Here is a 20,927-nt window from a genome sequence, read left to right as displayed (position 1 = left end):
CCCTCGTCGTCTCCGTACCGCTCTGTACCGCCGTGCTCGTCCCGAACCACCGTGCCCGTCCCGACCGCCGTGCCCGTCCCAGGGCCCTGCCCGGCCCGGGGCGGGGGAGCAACCCGGCCCCGGGCCGGCGGTCAGGCGTTCTGCGGGGTGGGGTCCGCCGCCGGGCGGCGGGGGCGGTCCCACAGGGAGCGGGGGAGCAGCACCGCGCGCAGGCGCACCCCGCGGGGCAGCACCGCGGGCAGGCCGCCCACGATGGTGCGCAGGTCCGCGCCGACCTCCTCGCTCCAGGAGGCGGCCGGTGCGTACCGGTCCCGCTCCTCGGCCAGCGCCAGCCGGTGCAGGGCCGCGCGCACCTCCTCCGCCAGCGGCACCTCGCTGGCGTCGCGCAGGGCGGCCAGTCGGGCCGCCGTACCGCGGGGGCTCTCCGCCAGGTCCCAGCCCAGGTCCAGGTCCACGCACGTGTCGCGCAGCTCCCGCCAGGCCGCGCCCGGCCGGCCCAGCCGGGACCGGCGCACGGCCACCCGCACCGCGGCGGGCAGGAACGGCAGCAGCAGGGCACCGGCCACGGCCGCGGCGGCGGGCAGCCACGACAGGTCCAGGGACTCCCGGTCGCTCCCGGCGGGGGCGGCCGCGAACTCCTCGTCGTCCTCCTCGGGGGAGGCCGGGTCGGAGGGCTCCGGCGTCGGCTCCTCCGTCTCCCGCGGCGTCGGCTCCTCGTCCGGCGAGGTCGGGGTGGGCTCCGGGTCGGGGCGCTCGGGGTCGAACCCGCCGCCGCCGGTGTACTCGGGCTCGGTCGCCGAGCCCTGGCCGCCCGCCCCGGCCGGGGTCGGCTCGAACCGCACCCACCCGGCGCCCTCGAAGTACAGCTCCGGCCAGGCGTGGGCGTCGCCGCTGGTCACCGTCCAGCGGCCCTCGCCGGTGCGCTCGCCCGCGGTGTAGCCGACCGCGACCCGGGCGGGGATGCCCGCCTGGCGGGCCATCACGGCCATCGCCCCGGCGAACTGCTGGCAGTACCCGGTCCGGTCCACGGTCAGGAAGTGCACCAGCGGGTCGGCGTCGGCGGGCACCTCCGGCGGCCGCAGGCTGTAGGTGAACTCCCCCGAGGTGAAGAACTCCTGGAGGGCGACCGCCTTGAGGTAGGGCGAGTCGGTGTTCCCGGTCACCGCGTCGGTCAGCACCTGGACCTGCGGCCCGATACTTGAGGGCACAGACCGGAAGTCGCCCGGCAGCGACCGCGGCGACTCCGGGGCCCGGGCCAGGTCCTCTGCGGTGACCTCCCGCTCGACGGTCTCCACCGTGAAGTTCAGGCCCGTGGGCGGCTGCCGGGTGGTGAACACCATGAGGCTGTCGGGGTGCACGTACCAGTCGCCGGAGACGTCGACGGTCCGCGCCCAGTACGGCAGCGGCAGGAAGTCCATGCCCGCCACGTCGGAGTCCAGGGACACCCGGGTCACCACGGTGTCCTCCCGCGGCGCCGACGGCCACCCGGTGGGCAGCGGCAGCTCGCCCTGGACCCGTGTGTCCCCGGTGGCGTCCACCGGGCTCATCGTCCAGTTGACGCCGTCGAACTCGTCCAGCACGTACCGGCGCAGGTACCCGGGGTCCTCGGCGTCGGTGCGGTAGGTCAGCACGGTGCGGTCGGAGTTCGACAGCAGGTCCCGGCGCATCGACACCAGCGGGTGCGTGGTGGTGATGACGTCGTTCTGCCGGCCGACGTAGGTGCCCTGGGCCAGGGCGTGGAAGGAGTCGGTGCGCAGGCCCGGCACCGCGGCGGGCAGGGCCAGCGCCAGCACGACGGCCGCGGCGGCGGCCAGGGTCGCGGTGAGCCCGTGCTGGAGGACGCCCAGCGGCGGCGTGGGCACCGCCACCCCCCATTCGCGGCCGCGCACCCACATGTCCACGGCCAGCAGCTGGAGGAACCCGAACGCGCACGCCACGAGCGCCCACGTCCCGATCCCGGTGTCCTCGACCACCAGTGGCACCACGGCCAGCGCCAGCAGCAGCCCGCCGACCATGCCGGGGCAGCGGGCGGTGACGGCCAGGAAGTCGGCGGCGACGAGGAACACCGCGAACGCCAGCGCGATGATCAGCATCACCCCGGCGGTCGCGGTCACCGGGGGCCGGTTGGCGTCGATGACGCCCAGCCCCTGGGAGAACACGGTGAACACGTGCTCGACGGCGGCCCCGGAGGGCACGACCCCCAGGGGGGCCAGGTGCCCGGCGAACAGCGGCACCACGAACAGCGCCACCACGACCAGTTGCAGCACGGGCACGAGCAGGCCGATCCACCCGGTCAGCAGCCGGTAGAGGACCGACACGGCGGTGGCCGCGCTCATGAGCAGGACCGCGGGCAGCCACCAGTCGTCGCCGCGCACCAGGGGTGCGATGAGGGGGAGGGCGCACAGCAGGCAGACCAGCGTGGCCAGGGGCATCAGGGCTTTCAACGCGGGACCTTCCCGAGGGGTGCGGCGTCGCGCCACAGCGGGGGCAGTTCGGGCAGGGACGACAGGTGCACGACCCGCCATCCGCCCGAGGACAGGATCTCGCCGGCGCCGGTGCGCGCCCGGTCGGAGGGCCAGGCGGCGCGTGCGCACAGCACGGCCACCCGGTGCCCGCCGCCGCTCCTGGCCAACGCGGCGGCCTCCTCTGCGGTGAGCGCGCCCAGCACCGCCACGGTCAGGGAGGCGCCGGAGGCGGGCAGGGCGGAAAGGGCGCCGGAGTCGGAGGCCTCCAGGACGGCGAGCCCGTCCAGCAGGGCGCCGGGGGCGGCCGCGGGCATCCGGCCCCGGTCGGTGTGCAGCCGCACCTCGTGGTTCTGGTCGAGCAGGTGCAGGGCGACGGAGGCGGCGGCGCCCACGGCGGTCTCCAGGGAGTCGCCGGGGCCGCTGCCGGCGTGCGCGCCGCGCCGGGTGTCGAGCAGGACGGTGCCGTACTCGCGCCGGTGCTGCTCGTCGCGGCGCACCATGAGCTCGCCGTGTTTGGCGGTGGAGCGCCAGTGGACCCGGCGCAGCTCGTCGCCGTACTGGTACTCGCGGGGGACCGGGTCCTGCTCGCCGATGCCGCTCTGCGTTCGGCGCGGGGAGTCGTCGCCCTGGGAGCCGTCGGAGCTCCCGGTCCGGCCCAGGGGCACGGTGGCGGGGGTGACGAGCAGGTGCTCGGGGGCGCCGGGGCGCTGCTCCACCCGCACCAGGCCCAGCGGGTCGGTGACCGCGACCCACAGCGGGCCCAGCGGGTAGTTGCCGCGCACGGCGGGGCGGACCAGGTAGGCGAGGTCGCGGACGCCGCGCGCGCCCAGGAACCCGATGGAGTAGCGGGGCTCGTGGCCCAGCCGGGTGGGCAGGGTGTCGCTGACCGACACCGCCGTCACCGGCCAGGTGTGCGAGGAGTTGCCGACCCGGATCATGATGCGGGCGTCGTGCCCGGCCTGGACCCGGGAGGGCACGACGCCGCGGTTGTGCACCACCCGGCCGGCCGCTCCGAGCAGGCAGAGCGCGGCCACCGGCGGCAGCGCCGCGGCCAGCACGCCCAGGACCACCAGTTCCCGCTGTTCGATGAGGAACCCGGCGACGAGCGCGACCAGGCCCAGGAGCAGCATGCACACGCCTCGGGCGGTGAGGGTTCGTCGCGGGCGCATGGACCCTCTTCTCTCAGTTCAGCGGCGAAGGATCAGCGCGGGGCGGGGACCGGCAGCCGGGCGACCAGCTTGGCGACGATCTGCTCCGGGGTCATGCGCTCCATCTGCGCCTGCGGGCCGGGCAGCAGGCGGTGCGCCAGGACGGGCACGGCCAGGGCCTGGACGTCGTCGGGGACGACGTAGTGGCGGCCCTCCAGGGCGGCGTGCGCGCGGGAGGCCCGGACCAGGTGCAGGGTGGCCCGCGGGGAGGCGCCCAGGTCCAGCTCGGGGCTGGTGCGGGTGGAGTTGACCAGGTCCACGATGTAGCGGCGCATGCCGGGGGCCAGGTGCACCCCGCGCACCAGGTCGGCCAGGCGGCGGACGGTGCCCGCGTCGGTGACCGGGGCCAGGCCCTCCAGCGGCGAGTGGGAGCCGTGCGAGTCGATCATGTCGAGCTCGGCCTGGGGGGAGGGGTAGCCCACGGAGACCCGGGCCATGAACCGGTCGCGCTGGGCCTCGGGCAGGGCGTAGGTGCCCTCCATGTCCGCCGGGTTCTGGGTGGCCACGACCATGAACGGCCGCTCCAGGGGGCGGGTGCGCCCGTCGACGCTGACCTGCCGCTCCTCCATGCACTCCAGCAGGGCGGCCTGGGTCTTGGGCGAGGCGCGGTTGATCTCGTCGCCCAGCACGATGTTGGCGAAGATCGGCCCGGGGTCGAACTCGAACTCGCGCCGCTCCTGGTGGTAGACGCTGACCCCGGTGATGTCGCTGGGGAGCAGGTCCGGGGTGAACTGCAAACGCTGCACGGAGCAGTCCACCGCCCGGCCCAGGGCCTTGGCGAGCATGGTCTTGCCGACGCCGGGGACGTCCTCGATGAGCAGGTGGCCCTCGGACAGCAGGACGGTCAGCGCGATGCGCAGGACCTCCGGCTTGCCCTCGATCACCGTCTCGATGGCGCCGCGGATGCGGTCTGCCACGGCGACGACCTCTCCCACGTCCGCCTGGACGCCGCCCCCGCGGCCGCCGTGGTGTGTGCCGAGTGACACGAGACCCCTCCCGCTCCGTGTGTCGGTGTTCGGAACCGAGGCTAGGGCCAATCAGAGCGATTGCAAACCAAAGTGCCGGAATCGGTCGCCGAATGCGGGCCAGTGCGGCGAAAGTGGACTAAAGCGTGAGAATTGCTCATCTGATCATTCGTGGCGCCCCGGGGAAGGCGAACGGGGCGGTGGTGAATAAGGGGTGCAAAGCGGCCGCCGCGGCTTTCCCGGGACGGCCCCGCCCTCCGCCCCGATCCCCGGTCGCGCGGCACGCCCGGGGGTCCCGCTCGCCCCCCCACCCACGCACCACCGCTGTGACCTGCGCATTCATTGCCCAATCGGCCATTGTGCCCCTATCGGAGCTGTTGACGGTGGGGAAGAGTGGAGTAAGGTGGAGCATCGTGGAGAGGGCGAATTCTCCACATCGGGGGGAGGTCGGGAGTGTGTTCCTCGGCACCCACACGCCCCGCCTGGATCAGAAGGGGCGCCTGTTCCTCCCCGCGAAGTACCGCGACGAGCTGTCGGGGGGTGTGGTGATCACCAAGGGCCAGGAGCGCTGCCTCTACGTCTTCCCGGTCAAGGAGTTCGTGCGCATCACCGACTCCCTCGCCCAGGCCCCGGTCACCGACCGCGCGGTCCGCGACTACAGCCGTATCCTCTTCGCCGGCGCGTCCGACCAGACCTGCGACAACCAGGGCCGGGTCACCGTTCCGGCCCCCTTGCGCGCCTACGCGGGGCTCACCCGCGACTGCGCCGTCATCGGGGCCAACACCCGGTTGGAGATCTGGGACTCCCAGGCCTGGACGGAGTACGAGGCCGAGCGCGAACGCGAGTTCGCGAACCTGGCGGAGGAGGTGCTGCCCGGGGTGCTGTGAGTCCGGACACCTTCCGGACCCGCGGCACCGGCGAGTCCACACCCTCGCAGTCGGGGTCCGGCGACGGCCTCCGGACGCGGTGACACGCGCTGGCGCGACTTCCCCGGTGCCAGACCGTCAACGCCGGTCCGCCGAAAGGTGGACAATAGCGGCCGTGTTCGGAGGCCCGCCGGAACCCGGTGAGGCCACGCCACACCGCGGAGCGCACCGGGAGGCCGGGCGCGACCGCGGCGGAACGAGGGGGAGCGCGACAGCGTGGAGGAACGGCACCGCATGGGGGACACCCGGGGGCACGGGGACCAGGGCCCCGAGAACGAGGGCCCGGACGAAGAGGGCACGGTCGGCGACCGCGTCGCGGCCGCCCGCACGGGGGCCGACCCCCTGCACGTCCCGGTCATGCTCGACCGCATCGTGGAACTGCTCGCACCGGCACTGGACCGGCCCGGCGCCGTGTTCGTCGACGGCACCCTGGGCCTGGGCGGCCACTCCGAGGCGATCCTCGCCGCCTGCCCGAACGCCCGACTGGTCGGCGTCGACCGCGACACTACCGCCCTGGAGCGCAGCGCCGCCCGCCTGGCCCCCCACGCCGACCGCGTCCACCTGGTCCACGCGGTCTACTCCGAGATCCCCCGCGCCCTCGACGAGGCCGGGGCCGCACAGGCCGACGCCGTCCTGCTCGACCTGGGCGTGTCCTCGCCCCAGCTCGACGAGACCGACCGCGGCTTCGCCTACGCCCACGACGCGCCGCTGGACATGCGCATGGACCGCACCCAGCCGCTCACCGCCGCCGAGGTCGTCAACACCTACCCGGTGTCCGAGCTCACCCGGGTCCTGCGTACCTACGGCGAGGAGCGGTTCGCCTCCCGCGTCGCCCGCGCCATCGAGCGCCGCCGCGCCCAGGGCCCCATCGACTCCACCCGCGAACTCGCCGAGCTGGTCCGCGAGGCCATCCCCGCCGCCACCCGCCGCACCGGCGGGCACCCGGCCAAGCGCACCTTCCAGGGCCTGCGCATCGAGGTCAACGCCGAGCTGTCCATCCTCGAACGCACCCTGCCCGCGGCCCTGTCCCGGCTGGCCGTCGGGGGGCGCATCGCCGTGCTGTCCTACCACTCGCTGGAGGACCGCCTCACCAAGAAGGCGTTCGCCGCCCTGGCCACCGACACCACACCCGCCGACCTGCCCGTCCCCCTCCCGGACCGGCAGCCCGAGCTACGGCTCCTCACCCGGGGGGCCGAACTCCCCACGGACGAAGAGAACGAACGCAACCCCCGTGCCCAGTCGGCGCGCCTGCGCGCGGCCGAACGGGTGCGACCCGCGCGGCAGTAGGGAGAACACATGAGCACGACCAGGACGGACACCCGCCGCGCCGACAAGCGCAAGGCGCCCGCGCCGCGGCGGACCGCCGCGCGCCCGGCGGCGCCCCCGGCCGCACCCGCACGGGGACCGGCCGCGGCCGCCGCGGCTGCGCGCTCGCGGGCACCCAGGATCCCGTTCGTCCTGCTCATCCTGTGCCTGCTCGGCGGCGCCCTGGTCAGCCTGCTGCTGCTGCGCGGGGTCATCGCCCAGGAGGCGTTCGTCATCTCCAACCTCCAGACCCAGAACCGCGAGCTGTCCTACGAGGAGCAGGGCCTGCGCGGCAGCGTCGCCCACCTGGAGACCTCCGAGCGCATCGCCGAGGAGGCCGAGGGCATGGGCATGGTGCAGGGCGACGCACCCCTGTTCCTGGACCCCGACAGCGGCGAGGTCACCGGGGGGACCGGGAGCACCGCCGGCGGCGGGAGCACCGATTGAGCACTCCCCGACGCCCCCGCGACCCCCGCAGGCCCGGCGGCACCGGCAGGTCCGGTTCCCGCCCGGCCCGCAGCACCTCACAGAACGGCTCCCCGCGCGCCGGCGCGCGGGACTCCAAGGGTGAGGCCAGGTCCCCGCGGGAGGCCCGCACCGCGCCCACCGAACGCCGGCGCCGCCGCCCGGCACCGCCGCCACCGCCCCCGCCGCTGCTGCGCCGCACCTTCCGGCGCGGGGAGCCGGGCAAGCGCATCCGGTTCGGCGGCGCCCTGGTGCTGGCCGTGCTCGTGCTGTTCGCCGGGCGGCTGGTCCAGATCCAGGGCCTGGAGGCCGAGCAGTACGCCGAGGCCGCCGCCGAGCTGCGCCTGCAGACCATCGACATCCCCACCCTGCGGGGTGCGATCACCGACGCCAACGGCGACCCGTTCGCGCTGTCCATGGAGGTGCGCACCGTCTTCGTCGACCCCGAGGAGGTCCGCGAGGACCAGCGCGACCAGCTCGTCGACGAGCTCGCGGCCCGGTTCGACCTCGACGGGGACGAGGTCGCCGCCAAGGTCGACGCCACCCCCAGCCGCTACCAGGTGGTCGCCCGCAAGGTGTCGCCCGGCGACTGGCAGGAGCTGCGCGAACTGGGGCTGCGCGGCGTCGGCGCTGAGGTCGACTACCAGCGCGTCTACCCGGAGGAGACCGGCGCCGCCGACCTGGTCGGCTTCGTCGGCGGCGAGGGCCACGGCCTGGAGGGCCTGGAGGCCTACATGGACTCCGTGCTCGCCGGCGAGGCGGGCAAGCGCCAGGTCGAGGTCGGTGTGGACGGCACCCAGATTCCCATGGCGGGCGGCCTGGTCAAGGACCCCGTCCCGGGCCGGGACGTGCGCCTGACCCTGAACCGGGACGTGCAGTGGTACGTCGCCCAGACCCTGGCCGCCCGGGTGGAGGAGCTCAAGGCCGATGGCGGCAGCGCCATCGTCATGGTCCCCGACACCGGCGAGATCATCGCCATGGCCGACTACCCGACCTACTCGCCCGCGGACATCTCCGCGAGCGGGCCCGAGCAGTGGTCCAACGGGGCGGTCGCCGAGACCTTCGAACCGGGCAGCACCAACAAGGTCATCACCATCGGCGCCGCGCTGGAGGAGGGGCTGACCACACCGGAGACGGTCTACACCGTCCCCTACGCCCTCCAGTACTACGACCAGACCTTCCGCAACTCCAGCAACAACGGCACCCAGCGCCTCACGGTCAACGGGATCATGGCCCAGTCCAGCAACGTCGGCACCATCAAGGTCGCCGACCAGGTGGGCGCCGGGGTCCTGCACCGCTACATGACCGAGTTCGGGCTCGGCCAGCCCACCGGCCTGGCCCTGCCCGGCGAGGAGACCGGCATCCTCACCGACCCCGAGGACTGGTGGGGCACCCAGTTGCCGTCGGTGTCCATCGGCCACAGCGTCACCGTCAACGCCGCCCAGATGGCGTCGGTGTACGCCACCGTCGCCAACGGCGGCGTCCGGGTGGAGCCGCGGGTGGTCGCCGGGACCGTCGACACCGAGGGGAACTTCACCGCCGCCGACGAGGCCGAGCGCACCCGGGTCATCAGCGAGGAGACCGCGGACGCCCTGGCGCTCATGCTGGAGGCGGTCACCAGCGACGAGGGCACCGCGCCCCAGGCCCGCATCGACGGTTACCGGGTGGCGGGCAAGACCGGCACCGCCAACCGGGTCAACCCCGAGACGGGCGGCTACGACGGCGGCGGGTACACCGCGACCTTCGCCGGGTTCGCGCCCGCCGACGCGCCCGAGGTCGTCGTCCAGGTGGTCCTGCACAACCCGCAGGGCACCTACTACGGCGGCGAGGCGGCCGGTCCGGCGTTCAACGACATCATGTCGTTCGCGCTCAAGACCCTGAAGGTCCCGCCGACCGACACCGACCCGCCGGCCATCCGCCTCTTCGAGGAGGAGGGCGGTGACTAGGCCGGGGCAGTGCCTCTTCGGGCCTCCAGAACCCCGCCGGGCGCCCTAGCCGTGCAGGTGCCGCCGCACCGACCGGACGTGCTCCGGCCCGGTGCGGCAGCACCCGCCCACCAGCACCGCCCCGGCCCGGTGCCACTCCACCGCCGCCGCGCCGAACTCCTCCGGCTCCGACACCCCCGTCCAGCGCCGCGCCCGGGCGTCCCACGCCTCGCCCGAGTTGGGGTAGGCCACCGCCGGGAACCCGGCCGCCGCCACCGCCCGCACCAGCTCCGGCACGAACCGCGGCGCCGTGCAGTTCACCCCCACCGCCACCAGCGCCCCCGCCGCGGCCGCCTCGACCACCACCGGCTCCGCGAGCAGCTCCCGCACCGGCGTGCCGTCGCCCAGCCGCTCCCCGTCCCGGCAGGACAGGCTCAGCCACGCCCGCACCCCCGGGGTCTCACCGGCCAGCCGGGCCAGCGCCCGCGCCTCCGCCGCCGAGGGCACCGTCTCGCAGGCCACCAGGTCCGCCCCGGAGCCGGCCAGCACCCGCCACCGCTCCCGGTGCCAGGCGTACAGGCCGTCCTCGTCCAGGCCGTAGGCGCCGGTGTACTCCGAGCCGTCCGCCAGCGCCGCGCCGTAGGGCCCCACCCCGGCCGCCACCAGCCCCGACCCGAACGCGTCGCGCTCGGCCCGGGCCAGCTCCACCGACCGGCGCACCAGACCCAGCGCCTCCGACCGCGACCACCCCCGGGCCACCAGCGCCGGGACGCTCGCCTGGTAGCCCGCCGCCGTCGCCACCTCCGCGCCCGCCTCGAAGTAGGCGCGGTGCACCCGCCGGACCGCGCCGGGGTCCTCGGCCAGCAGCCGCGCCGACCACAGGCCGCCCGACAGGTCGTACCCGTACTCCTCCAGCAGCGTCGCCAGCCCGCCGTCGAGCACCACCGGACGCCCGCCGGACACCGCCTCCGTGACCCGGTCCACCCGCCTCACCCCCGCCCACCACGGTATTCGGGCGGGGCGTGATCGGCCCCGCGCCCGCGCGTGAAATTACCGGCCGGTCCGCTCCAACGGTTACCCTCCACACGTGCCACCGGTAATGCGACCTGAACACACGCCCCTGCGTCCCCTGTCCGACCTCGTGCCGCTGCTCGGCCCGGACGCCGTCCTGCTGCGCCCGGACCTGGCCCCGGACCACCCGGTCCCGGCCCGCGAGGTCCAGGTGCGCGGCATCACCCACGACTCCCGGCGGGCGGGCCCCGGCGACCTGTACGCGGCCCTGCCCGGAACCCGGGTCCACGGCGCCGAGTTCGCCGAGCAGGTCGCCCTGGCGGGGGCCGCCGCCGTCCTCACCGACCCCGAGGGCGCCGACCACGCCGCCGCCACGGGCCTGCCCACGCTCGTCGTCCCCGACGTGCGCGCCGCCCTGGGCACCGTCGCCTCCTGGATCTTCAAGAACCCCTCCGGCGACCTGCTCCTCATCGGCACCACCGGCACCAGCGGCAAGACCACCGTCTCCTACCTGCTGGAGTCGGGCCTGCGCCGCGCCGGGATGGGCACCGGCCTCATCGGCACCGTCGAGATGCGGGTGGGCGACGAGCGCGTCGCCTCCTCCCTCACCACCCCCGAGGCCACCGACCTGCACGGCCTGTTCGCCCTCATGCGCGAACAGGGCGTCACCGGCGCCGCCATGGAGGTCTCCAGCCACGCCCTGGCCCTGGGCCGGGTCGGCGGCGCCCGCTTCGACGTCGCGATCTTCACCAACCTGTCCCAGGACCACCTGGACTTCCACAGCGACCTGCGCGACTACTTCGAGACCAAGGCGCGCCTGTTCACCCCCGAGTACTGCGACATCGCCGTGGTCAACGCCGACGACCGCTTCGGCCGCGCCCTCGTGGACATGGTGCACGGCCAGGGCAAGGTGCCCGTCACCACCTTCGGCGTCGAGGGGTACTCCGACGCCGACCCCGAGACGGCCCTGGCCCCGGACTGGAGCGCCGTCGACGTGCGCCTGGGCGCCACCGGCAGCACCTTCCGCATCGTCGGCCCCGGCGGCATGGAGGCACAGGCCTCCGTCGGCCTGCCCGGGCCCTTCAACGTCTCCAACGCCATGGCCGCCATCGTCGGCCTGGTCGAGGCCGGGCTGCCCCTGGAGACCGCCATCGAGGGCGTGGCCGCCGCCCCCGGCGTCCCCGGGCGCATGGAGAAGGTCCTGGCCCGCGAGACCCCCTCCTCCCTCCAGGACTTCACCGCCCTGGTCGACTACTCCCACAAACCCGGCGCCGTCGAGGCCGTCCTGTCCTCGGTCCGCTCCATCGCCGAGGGCGACGTCACCGTCGTCCTGGGCTGCGGCGGCGACCGCGACCGCGCCAAGCGCCCCCTGATGGGGGAGGCCGCCGCGCGCTTGGCCGACCAGGTCGTCATCACCAACGACAACCCGCGCTCGGAGGACCCCGTCGTCATCGCCACCGCGATGCTGGAGGGCGTCGCCCGCGTCCCCGAGGACGAGCGCGCGCGTGTCACCGTCGAACTCGACCGCGCCGACGCCATCCGCCTGGCCGTCGCCCGCGCCCGGGCCGGCGACGTCATCGTCGTCGCGGGCAAGGGCCACGAGACCGGCCAGTACGTCAAGGGCGAGGTGCTGCCCTTCGACGACCGCGAGGTCCTGCGCGACGCCATCGAGGCGCACCTGTCGGTGAACGTCCGCGAACGCCTGGGCGTCGCCCTGCTGGACGTCCACAAGCCCACCGACGGCGGCTGAGCCGACACCTGGAGCAGCCACCCCGTGCGCTGTGCGCACGGGGTGCGGCTCAGGGTCACGAAGTGGCGGATATTGCCGCCCACAGGCCCTGCCGGGACCCCGGACACCCCAACATGTTCTAAGGTGGGTGCGGCAATCGCAGCCCGAACACCCGCCGCCCACCGGTGGCGCCATGGACGTGGTCGCCCCCGTCACCACCGCGGTGGGACACGGCGCGGCACCTCGTGCTCGCCCGCCCGCGGTGCCATCCCCCGACCCGAGTCCTTTCGACCGGGTGGCCTCCCGTCATCCCGTGGTCGCCGCGGGTCGGGCCTGACCTGAGGAGTGGATTTGATCGCGCTCACGCTCGATCGGATCGCCGAGATCACCGGAACCGCCCTCGGCGGATCCGCCAGCCCCGACACCACCGTCGACGGCCCCGTCGTCATCGACTCGCGGCTGGTGGAACCCGGCTCCCTGTTCGTCGCCCTGGGCGGCGAGCGGGTCGACGGCCACGACTACGCGCGGTCCGCGGTCGAGGCGGGTGCGGCCGCCGTCCTGGCCTCCCGCCCCGTCGACGCGCCCCACCTGCTCGCCGAGGGCGGCGACGACGCGGTCGTCGAGGCGCTGGCCCGGCTGGCCCGGTACACCGCCGACACGCTCGGCGACCCCGCCCGCGGCGCCGACGCCGCCGAGATCATCGGGGTCACCGGCTCCTCCGGCAAGACCACCACCAAGGACCTCATCGCGCAGGTCGTCGGCCGCCTGGGCGCCACCGTCGCACCCGCGGGCTCGTTCAACAACGAGATCGGCCACCCCCTCACCGTGCTGCGCGCCGACACCGGCACCCGCCACCTGGTGCTGGAGGTCGCCGCCCGCGGCCTGGGCCACATCGCCCACCTGTGCCGCGTCGCCCCGCCCCGCATCGGCGTCGTCCTCAACGTCGGCAGCGCCCACATGGGCGAGTTCGGCGACCGCGACGCCATCGCCAAGGCCAAGGGCGAACTCGTCGAGGCGCTGCCCGCGGCCGCCGACGACCGCGGCGGCGTGGCGATCCTCAACTCCGACGACCCCAAGGTGAAGGCCATGGCCGCGCGCACCGCCGCGCGCACCGTGTTCTACGGCACCGGCGAGGACGCCGACGTGCGCGCCACCGACGTCGTCATCGGCGACGGCGGCGCAGCCTCCTTCACCCTGCGCGTGGACGGTGAGAGCGCCCCGGTCCGGCTGACCCTGGTCGGCGCCCACCAGGTCCACAACGCGCTGGCGACCGCCGCCGTCGCCCGCGAACTCGGCATGGACGTCCCCGGTATCGCCGCCGCCCTGGGCGCGGCCACCCCGGTCAGCCGCTGGCGGATGGAGGTCACCGAACACGACGGTGCCACCCTCGTCAACGACGCCTACAACGCCAACCCCGAGTCCATGCGGGCCGCACTGACCACCCTGGGCGCCCTCGCCCGGGGCCGCCGACCCATCGCCGTCCTGGGCCACATGGCCGAACTCGGCGACGAGGGACGCACGGAACACGAGAAGATCGGCGAACTCGCCGCCCGCACCGGGGTCTCCCACCTGATCGTGGTCGGCGACCAGGCCGAGGGGATCGCGGCCGGTGCCGAGCGCACCGGCCGAGAGGGACGGTGGGCGGGAGAGACCGTCCGAGTCGCGGACGCCGCGGCGGCCGCCGCCGCCCTGCGCGCACGGATGCGCGCGGGAGACGTCGTCATTGTGAAGGGATCACGGGTGGCAGCACTCGAAAAGGTTATCGACCTCATCACCGAAGGTGATGTCCGGTGATCGGCATCTCCATCGCGGCGGCGCTGTCGCTGATCGTCTCCATGGCGCTGATGCCGCCGCTGATCAACCTCCTGTACCGGTTCAAGTTCGGCCAGGAGGTCCGCGACGACGGCCCCGAGGGCCACAAGACCAAGCAGGGCACGCCCACCATGGGCGGCATCGTCATCATCCTCGGCGCGGTGATCGGCTACTTCGGCTCGCACCTGGTGCTGTCGCTGGTGCAGCCCTCCGCGACCGGGCCCACGGCCTCCGGCCTGCTGGTGATGTTCCTGTTCGTCGGCATGGGCTGTGTCGGCTTCCTGGACGACTTCATCAAGATCTACAAGCGCCGCAGCCTGGGCCTGCGCAGCGGTGCCAAGATGGTCGGCCAGGCCATCGTCGGCATCGGCTTCGCCTACGGCGTCACGATGTTCCCCAACGGCTACGGCTACACCCCCGCCGCCCCCAGCCTGTCCTTCCTCCGGGACTTCGGCCCGCCCCTGATGATCGGCGTGTTCGTCATCTGGGCGCTGTTCCTCATCGTCGGGTTCTCCAACGCCGTCAACCTCACCGACGGCCTGGACGGCCTGGCCACCGGCGCCACCATCCTGTCGCTGGTCGCTTACGTGATCATCGGCAACTGGCAGCTGCGCCAGTCCTGCGTGTCCTACCTGTCGACCAGCTGCTACACGGTCCGCGACCCCCTGGACCTGGCCGTCGTCGCCTCGGCGGTGCTCGGCTCCTGCATCGCCTTCCTCTGGTTCAACGCCCCGCCCGCCAAGGTGTTCATGGGCGACACCGGCTCGCTGGCGCTGGGCGGCCTCATCGTGGGCCTGGCCATCACCACCCGCACCCAGCTCCTGCTGCTGCTCATCGGCGGCCTGTTCGTCATCATCACCATGTCCGTGATGATCCAGATCACGTCGTTCCGCCTCACCGGCAAGCGCGTGTTCCGCATGGCGCCCCTGCAACACCACTTCGAGCTCAAGGGCTGGGCCGAACCGACCATCGTCATCCGCTTCTGGATCATCCAGGGCCTGTTCGTGGCGGTCGCCATCGGCCTGTTCTACCTCGAATGGATGCCGAGGTAACCCCGGATGTCCCACCACTCCACCACCTCCACCCCCTTCACCGGCCTGGACGTGTGCGTCGCGGGCCTGGGCGTCTCCGGCCCGCCCGTGGTCCGGCTCCTGCTGGAGCACGGGGCCCGCGTCACCGTGGTCGACGGCCGTGACGACGACACCGTCCGCCCGGTGGCCGACGAGCTCGCCGCGGCCGGGGCCGAGGTCGTCCTGGGCGCCACCCCGCTGCCCGAGCGGTGCGACCTCGTCGTCACCTCGCCCGGCTGGCGGCCCGACTCGCCGCTGCTGGTGGCCGCCGCCGAGGCGGGCACCGAGGTCATCGGCGACGTCGAGCTGGCCTGGCGGATCAAACCCGCCGACCAGGTGTGGCTGGCGGTCACCGGCACCAACGGCAAGACCACCACGGTGCGCATGCTGGAGGCGATGCTGCGCGCCGACGGGCGCGAGGCGCTCGCCGTCGGCAACGTCGGCACCCCCGTGGTCGACGCGGTCCGCCCCGACGCCGACGGCCGGTACCCCCGGGTGCTGGCCGTGGAGCTGTCCAGCTTCCAGCTGCACTGGTCCTCCAGCCTGCGCCCGCACGCCGCGGCCGTCCTCAACGTGGCCCCCGACCACCTGGACTGGCACGGCGGCCTGGAACCCTACGCGCGCGCCAAGGGCGCGGTGTTCGCACCCGGCACCCTGCGGGTCGTCAACCTCGCCGACCCCTGGTCGGTGCGCCTGGCCGAGGAGGAGGGCGACCCCCACGCCCCGCTGGTCGGGTTCGGGTTGCGGACGCCGCGCCCGGGCGAGCTCGGCGTGGTCGAGGACCTGCTCGTGGACCGGGCGTTCGTCGACGACCCCGTCTCCAGCGCCGAGGAACTGGCCTCCCTGGCCGACGTGCGCCCGCCCGCCCCGCACAACGTCGCCAACGCCCTGGCCGCGGCCGCGCTGGCCCGCTCCATCGGGGTCGCCCCGGCCTCGGTCAAGGCAGGGCTGGAGGCGTTCGCCCCCGAACCGCACCGCATCGCGTACGTGGCCTCGGTGTCCGGGGTCGACTACGTCGACGACTCCAAGGCCACCAACCCGCACGCCGCCGCCGCGTCCCTGGGCGCCTACGACACCGTGGTCTGGATCGCCGGCGGCCTGCTCAAGGGCGCCGACGTCGACGACCTGGTGGCCGGGGCCGCCCACCGGCTGCGCGGCGCCGTGCTCATCGGCGCCGACCGCGCCCGGCTGCGCGAGGCCCTGGGCAAGCACGCCCCCGACCTGCCGGTCGTGGAGATCGAGGGACCCGCCCCCGGCGCGCCCGAGGGGCACACCGTCATGGACGCGGTCGTCGCCGCCGCCGCCGACCTGGCACAGGAGGGCGACACCGTCCTGCTGGCCCCGGCCGCGGCGTCCATGGACATGTTCACCAACTACCCCGAGCGCGGACGCCTGTTCGCCGAAGCGGTCCACCGACTGCACTGACCGCCCCGACCGCCGCCCCTGTGTGACCACGCACGCACGGGCGGTGATCGGTGTGCGCGGCGCCACCCCTTTCCGGGCCGAAGATGGCCAACACGCGGGAAATGTCCACGGTTCCCGCCCCGCCGTTCGCCACTATTGAGGCGCGCAGGTGCGGAGAGTGGGTGCGGATGGCGACGACGACGATCCCCGGGGTGGCCCGAACCCGGGGGACGACGGTGACCAAGGGGCGCGAGCGCGCCCTGTGGCGGGACTGGGCGGGGGCGCTCGACCGGCCCCTGACCTCCTACTACCTGATCCTGGGCACGGCGGTGCTGCTCATCGCCCTGGGCCTGGTCATGGTGCTGTCCTCGACCATGGTCAAGTCCATCAGCGAGACCGGATCCTCCTTCTCCCTCTTCCAGAAGCAGCTGGTGTCGGCCGCCGTCGGCCTGCCCCTGATGATCCTCGCCTCCCACCTGCCCCAGCAGGTGTTCCGGCTGGTCGGCTACCCGGCCATGATCATCTCGGCCGCGCTGCTGCTCCTCACCGTCTTCCAGGGCGTGGAGGTCAACGGCGCCACCCGCTGGCTCGACATCGGCGGGCTCATCGTGCAGCCCTCCGAGCCCGCCAAGCTCGCCTTCGTCCTGTGGGGCGCCGGCATCCTGGCCCGCAAGGACGAGCTCAACGAGCTGACCGAATGGCGGCACCTGCTCTTCCCGCTGCTGCCCGGCTGCGGCCTGCTCGTGCTGCTCGTGCTGCTCGGCTCCAACCTGTCCACCGCCCTGGTGTTCCTCATCACCTTCCTCGGGCTGCTCTGGGTCATCGGCGCGCCCGGCAAGCTCTTCGTCGCCATGTTCGGCCTCGTCCTGGGCCTGGCCGTCATCGCCATCGCCATCGAGCCCTACCGGATGGCCCGCGTCACCGCCCTGTTCGACCCCACCGCCGACCCGCTGGGCAGCAACATGCAATCGCTGCACGGGCTCTACGCCCTGGGCACCGGCGGCATCCTCGGCGTCGGCATCGGCGCCAGCCGCGAGAAGTGGGGCTTCCTGCCCTTCGCCGAGTCCGACTTCGTGTTCGCCATCATCGGCGAGGAGTTCGGCCTCATCGGCACCCTGCTCCTGCTCGCGCTCTTCGGCGTCCTGGGCTACGCCGGGCTGCGCATCGCCTCCCGGGTCAAGGAGCCCTTCCCCCGCCTGGCCGCCTTCGCCATCGTGACCTGGATCATGGGCCAGACCATGATCAACATCGGCGCCGTCATCGGGCTGCTCCCCGTGACCGGCGTCCCGCTGCCCCTGGTGTCGTACGGGGGTTCGTCGCTGATCACCACCATGGTCGCCCTGGGCGTCCTGCTGTCCCTGGCCAAGACCGAACCCCAGGCGCAGCGGGCCCTGGCGGCCCGGGGTCCCGGTCATGTGCAAAGGGCTCTAAGCTGGCTGGGCCTGGAGAACACCACCGCCGCGGCCACCGGCCGCGCCGGCACCCCGTCCTCCGGGCGCGCCGCCACGGTGCGGGGCCCGCGCACCGCGGCCCCCTCGCGGGGCGGCGGGACCAAGGCCACGTACGACAGCGGACCGACCCCGTCCGGGGACCGGTCGAGGAGGAATCGGCGACGATGAGGGTAGCCCTCGCCGGAGGCGGCACGGCCGGGCACATCGAGCCCGCACTTTCCCTTGCGGACGCGCTGCGGCGCCTCGATCCCACCACGGAGATCCTCTGCCTGGGCACCGAGCGCGGTCTGGAGACCCGCCTCGTGCCCATGCGCGGATACGAGCTCGGCCTGATCCCGGCCGTGCCCCTGCCCCGCAGGCTCACCCCGCAGCTGCTCAGCGTCCCGGGCAAGCTCGCCGGGGCGCTCAGCGCCGCGGGCGACCACCTGGACCGGCTCCAGGCCGACGTCATCGTCGGCTTCGGCGGCTACGTGGCCACCCCCGGCTACCTGGCGGCCCGGCGGCGGCGCGTCCCCATCGTCGTGCACGAGGCCAACCCCCTGCCCGGGCTGGCCAACCGCCTGGGCGCCCGGCTGACCCCCCACGTCTTCACCGGCCACCCCCACACCCAGATCCGCAACGGCCGGTTCATCGGCATCCCGCTGCGGCAGCAGATCACCACCCTGGACCGGCTGGCCATGGGCGACAAGGCCCGCGCCTACTTCGGCCTGCGCCCCGACCTGCCCACCCTGCTGATCTTCGGCGGCTCCCAGGGCGCCCAGCGCATCAACGAGACCGCCTTCGCCTCCCGCGACGCCTTCCGCGACCACGGCGTCCAGGTCCTGCACGTCGTCGGCCCCAAGAACGCCGACGAGCCCCAGGACCTCACCCAGGACGGCGTCCCCTACGTCGCCGTCCCCTACGTCGACCGCATGGACATGGCCTACGCCGCCGCCGACGTCGCCATGTGCCGCTCCGGCGCGCTGACCTGCGCCGAGCTCACCGCCGTCGGCCTGCCCGGCGCGTTCGTGCCGCTGGCCATCGGCAACGGCGAGCAGGCCCTCAACGCCGAACCCGTCGTCCAGGCGGGCGGCGGCATCATGGTGAACAACGCCGACGTCTCCGTCGAGTGGATCACCCGCACGCTCATCCCGCTGCTCACCGACACCGACCGGGTCGTCGGCATGTCCGAGGCCGCCGCCCGCATGGGCCGCCGCGACGCCGACATGGAACTGGCCCGCGAGGTCGCGGCCATCGCCCGCGGCGACCGGCCCACCCCGGAGATGCCCGTCACCGACGACGGCGACGACGACTACTACGACGACGGGAAGGACGCCCGATGAGCCTGGTGCGACCGACCGACCCCGTCCCCGTCGACAAGCTGGGACGCACCCACTTCATCGGCCTGGGCGGCGCCGGCATGTCCGGCATCGCCCGGGTGCTGCTGCAATCGGGCGTCGAGGTCTCGGGCAGCGACGCCCGCGACAGCGACACCCTGCGCGAGCTGGAGGAGATGGGCGCCCGCGTCCACGTCGGCCACGCCGCCGAGCACCTGGGCGACGCCGAGACCGTCGTCGTCTCCTCCGCCGTCCGCGAGACCAACCCCGAACTCGCCGAGGCCCACCGCCGGGGCCTGCGCATCCTGCCCCGCGCCGCCGCCCTGGGCGCCCTGCTGCTGGGCCGCGAGGGCGTCGCCATCGCCGGCACCCACGGCAAGACCACCACCACCTCGATGGTCACCGTCGTGCTCCAACACCTGGGCGTGGACCCCGGCTACGTCATCGGCGGCAAGCTGGTCACCACCGGCCTGGGCGCCGACGCCGGCATCGGCGGCCCCATCGCCGTGGAGGCCGACGAGAGCGACGGCTCCTTCCTCATGCTCTCCCCGAAGATCGCCGTGGTCACCAACGTCGAGGCCGACCACCTGGACAACTACAGCGGCATCGAGGAGATCCACGCCAACTTCGACGCGTTCGTCGACCGCGTGGAGCGCACCCTCATCGTCGGCATCGACGACGAGGGCGCCCGCCGGGTCGCCGCCACCGCGCGCGAACGCGGCAAGAAGGTCCTCACCTACGGCGAGGCGCCCGAGGCCGACTACCGGATCACCCGCATCCGCCCCCGCGGGTTCACCACCGAGTTCACCCTCGCCACCGCCGAGGGCGAGATCGAGGGCACCGTCGCCGTCCCGGGCCGCCACAACGTGCTCAACGCCGCCGCCGCGGTCGCCGTCGCCGACGAGCTCGGCCACGACCTGGAGGTCGCGGTCGAGGGCATCGCCGACTTCGGCGGCGCCGCCCGCCGCTTCGAGCCCAAGGGCGCGGCCGGCGGCGTGGGCGTCTACGACAGCTACGCCCACCACCCCACCGAGCTCGAAGCCGACCTGCGCGCCACCCGCGGCGCCCTGGAATCGTTCGCCGAGGAGGCGGACGAGGCCGGGGAGGACCAGGAGCCGGGCCGCATCGTCGCCGTCTTCCAGCCCCACCTGTTCAGCCGCACCCGGATCTTCGCCAAGGAGTTCGGGGCCGCCCTCACCCTGGCCGACGAGGTCGTGGTGCTGGAGATCTACGCCGCCCGAGAAGACCCCGAACCCGGGGTCACCGCCGAACTCATCACCTCCGAGGTGGGCCACGACCGGGTGCACTACGTGCCCGGGCGCGCCGACGCCGTCCGCCTGGCCGCCGACCTGGCGCGCCCGGGCGACATCGTCCTGACGATGGGCGCCGGCGACGTCACCGAGCTGGGCCCGCTCATCGTGGACCGGCTCGCCGAGGCCGCCGAGGTGGAGGACGTGGCCGAATCCCTCGGCCACGGCGGCGGACGGGACCGGGACTGACGTCGGAGGACACGGGTGAGGGCAGACCACGACGGAGCGGACGGCCAGAGCGGCACCGGCACCGAAGCCGGGACCGGGGCCGCACGGCCACCCGCCGCCGCGGCGGCACGTGAACGGTCCGACCCCTGGAAGGTCGCCTTCGTGGGCCTGCTGGTGGTCTCCCTCGTCTGCGTCGTCACCTGGATACTCCTGGGCTCGCGCCTGCTCGTGGTGCGCGACGTCGCCGTGACCGGCCTGGACCGGGTCGGCCGCGAAGAGGTCGTCTCCGCCGTCGACGTCCCCACCGGGACCCCCCTCATCCGGGTGGACCTGGAGGAGGGCGCCGACCGGGTCGGCGGCCTCGCCCTCGTGGAGTCGGCCACGGTCAGCCGCGGCT

The 20,927-nt window shown here is 74.1% G+C and carries 16 protein-coding genes; 12 read left to right on the top strand and 4 right to left on the bottom strand.

What is annotated here, in order from left to right:
- Positions 1–131 precede the first annotated feature (131 nt).
- From ACJOT3_RS16945 to ACJOT3_RS16935, 3 genes are read right to left on the bottom strand one after another with little or no spacing between them, the layout of a single operon-like run.
- Positions 132–2,444, bottom strand: a complete 2,313-nt coding sequence (locus ACJOT3_RS16945; protein ID WP_406973803.1) for a transglutaminaseTgpA domain-containing protein — start codon at positions 2,442–2,444, stop codon at positions 132–134.
- Positions 2,441–3,634: a DUF58 domain-containing protein gene (locus ACJOT3_RS16940; RefSeq protein WP_406973802.1), complete on the bottom strand. Its 1,194-nt coding sequence runs from the start codon at positions 3,632–3,634 to the stop codon at positions 2,441–2,443. Before ACJOT3_RS16940 ends, ACJOT3_RS16945 begins: the two co-directional genes overlap by 4 nt.
- A 32-nt stretch (positions 3,635–3,666) precedes the next feature.
- Positions 3,667–4,659: an AAA family ATPase gene (locus tag ACJOT3_RS16935; protein WP_406973801.1), complete on the bottom strand. Its 993-nt coding sequence runs from the start codon at positions 4,657–4,659 to the stop codon at positions 3,667–3,669.
- A gap of 434 nt (positions 4,660–5,093) precedes the next feature.
- Between ACJOT3_RS16935 and mraZ the strand changes: the two genes are divergently transcribed.
- The 4 genes from mraZ to ACJOT3_RS16915 all read left to right on the top strand — a co-directional run bounded on the left by mraZ (position 5,094) and on the right by ACJOT3_RS16915 (position 9,280).
- Positions 5,094–5,525: a division/cell wall cluster transcriptional repressor MraZ gene (gene mraZ / locus ACJOT3_RS16930; protein ID WP_406973800.1), complete on the top strand. Its 432-nt coding sequence runs from the start codon at positions 5,094–5,096 to the stop codon at positions 5,523–5,525.
- Positions 5,526–5,798: 273 nt separating this feature from the next.
- Positions 5,799–6,851 carry a 16S rRNA (cytosine(1402)-N(4))-methyltransferase RsmH gene (gene rsmH / locus ACJOT3_RS16925; RefSeq protein WP_406973799.1) on the top strand — a complete coding sequence of 351 codons (1,053 nt, stop codon included), beginning with the start codon at positions 5,799–5,801 and terminating at the stop codon, positions 6,849–6,851.
- A gap of 9 nt (positions 6,852–6,860) precedes the next feature.
- Complete coding sequence (gene ftsL, locus ACJOT3_RS16920) at positions 6,861–7,316, top strand: cell division protein FtsL (RefSeq protein WP_406973798.1); 456 nt, start codon at positions 6,861–6,863, stop codon at positions 7,314–7,316.
- Entirely contained in the window at positions 7,313–9,280 is a 1,968-nt protein-coding gene (locus ACJOT3_RS16915) for a peptidoglycan D,D-transpeptidase FtsI family protein (protein ID WP_406973797.1), read from the top strand. Before ftsL ends, ACJOT3_RS16915 begins: the two co-directional genes overlap by 4 nt.
- 45 nt (positions 9,281–9,325) lie before the next feature.
- Here the strand turns inward: ACJOT3_RS16915 and mmuM are convergent, their stop codons facing one another.
- Positions 9,326–10,243: a homocysteine S-methyltransferase gene (mmuM, locus tag ACJOT3_RS16910; protein WP_406973796.1), complete on the bottom strand. Its 918-nt coding sequence runs from the start codon at positions 10,241–10,243 to the stop codon at positions 9,326–9,328.
- 115 nt (positions 10,244–10,358) lie between these two features.
- On the opposite strand from mmuM, the gene ACJOT3_RS16905 reads away from it, so the two are divergent.
- From ACJOT3_RS16905 to ACJOT3_RS16870, 8 genes are all read left to right on the top strand, one after another.
- Positions 10,359–12,020: a UDP-N-acetylmuramoyl-L-alanyl-D-glutamate--2,6-diaminopimelate ligase gene (locus ACJOT3_RS16905; RefSeq protein ID WP_406973795.1), complete on the top strand. Its 1,662-nt coding sequence runs from the start codon at positions 10,359–10,361 to the stop codon at positions 12,018–12,020.
- 330 nt (positions 12,021–12,350) lie between these two features.
- Entirely contained in the window at positions 12,351–13,793 is a 1,443-nt protein-coding gene (locus ACJOT3_RS16900; RefSeq protein ID WP_406973794.1) for a UDP-N-acetylmuramoyl-tripeptide--D-alanyl-D-alanine ligase, read from the top strand.
- Positions 13,790–14,863, top strand: coding sequence for a phospho-N-acetylmuramoyl-pentapeptide-transferase (mraY, locus tag ACJOT3_RS16895; RefSeq protein ID WP_406973793.1), 1,074 nt, complete (start codon positions 13,790–13,792; stop codon positions 14,861–14,863). The genes ACJOT3_RS16900 and mraY overlap by 4 nt, the downstream gene beginning before the upstream one ends.
- 6 nt (positions 14,864–14,869) lie before the next feature.
- Positions 14,870–16,306 (top strand): UDP-N-acetylmuramoyl-L-alanine--D-glutamate ligase, encoded by a 1,437-nt coding sequence (gene murD, locus ACJOT3_RS16890; RefSeq protein ID WP_406973792.1) that lies wholly within the window; start codon positions 14,870–14,872, stop codon positions 16,304–16,306.
- Between the two features lie 167 nt (positions 16,307–16,473).
- A complete protein-coding gene (gene ftsW / locus ACJOT3_RS16885; protein WP_406973791.1) occupies positions 16,474–17,904 on the top strand; it encodes a putative lipid II flippase FtsW in 1,431 nt (476 codons plus the stop codon).
- Positions 17,901–19,058 (top strand): undecaprenyldiphospho-muramoylpentapeptide beta-N-acetylglucosaminyltransferase, encoded by a 1,158-nt coding sequence (murG, locus tag ACJOT3_RS16880; RefSeq protein WP_406973790.1) that lies wholly within the window; start codon positions 17,901–17,903, stop codon positions 19,056–19,058. Before ftsW ends, murG begins: the two co-directional genes overlap by 4 nt.
- Positions 19,055–20,551: a UDP-N-acetylmuramate--L-alanine ligase gene (gene murC, locus ACJOT3_RS16875; protein WP_406973789.1), complete on the top strand. Its 1,497-nt coding sequence runs from the start codon at positions 19,055–19,057 to the stop codon at positions 20,549–20,551. The genes murG and murC overlap by 4 nt, the downstream gene beginning before the upstream one ends.
- A gap of 15 nt (positions 20,552–20,566) precedes the next feature.
- The coding region (locus ACJOT3_RS16870) for a cell division protein FtsQ/DivIB (RefSeq protein ID WP_406973788.1) at positions 20,567–20,927 on the top strand (361 nt) is incomplete at its 3' end.

It is taken from the genome of Nocardiopsis protaetiae, assembly GCF_045446735.1.
GTDB classification, from domain to species: domain Bacteria; phylum Actinomycetota; class Actinomycetes; order Streptosporangiales; family Streptosporangiaceae; genus Nocardiopsis; species Nocardiopsis protaetiae.
Note: the sequence above shows the minus strand (reverse complement) of the source record. Positions and strands in the feature narration are given on the sequence as shown.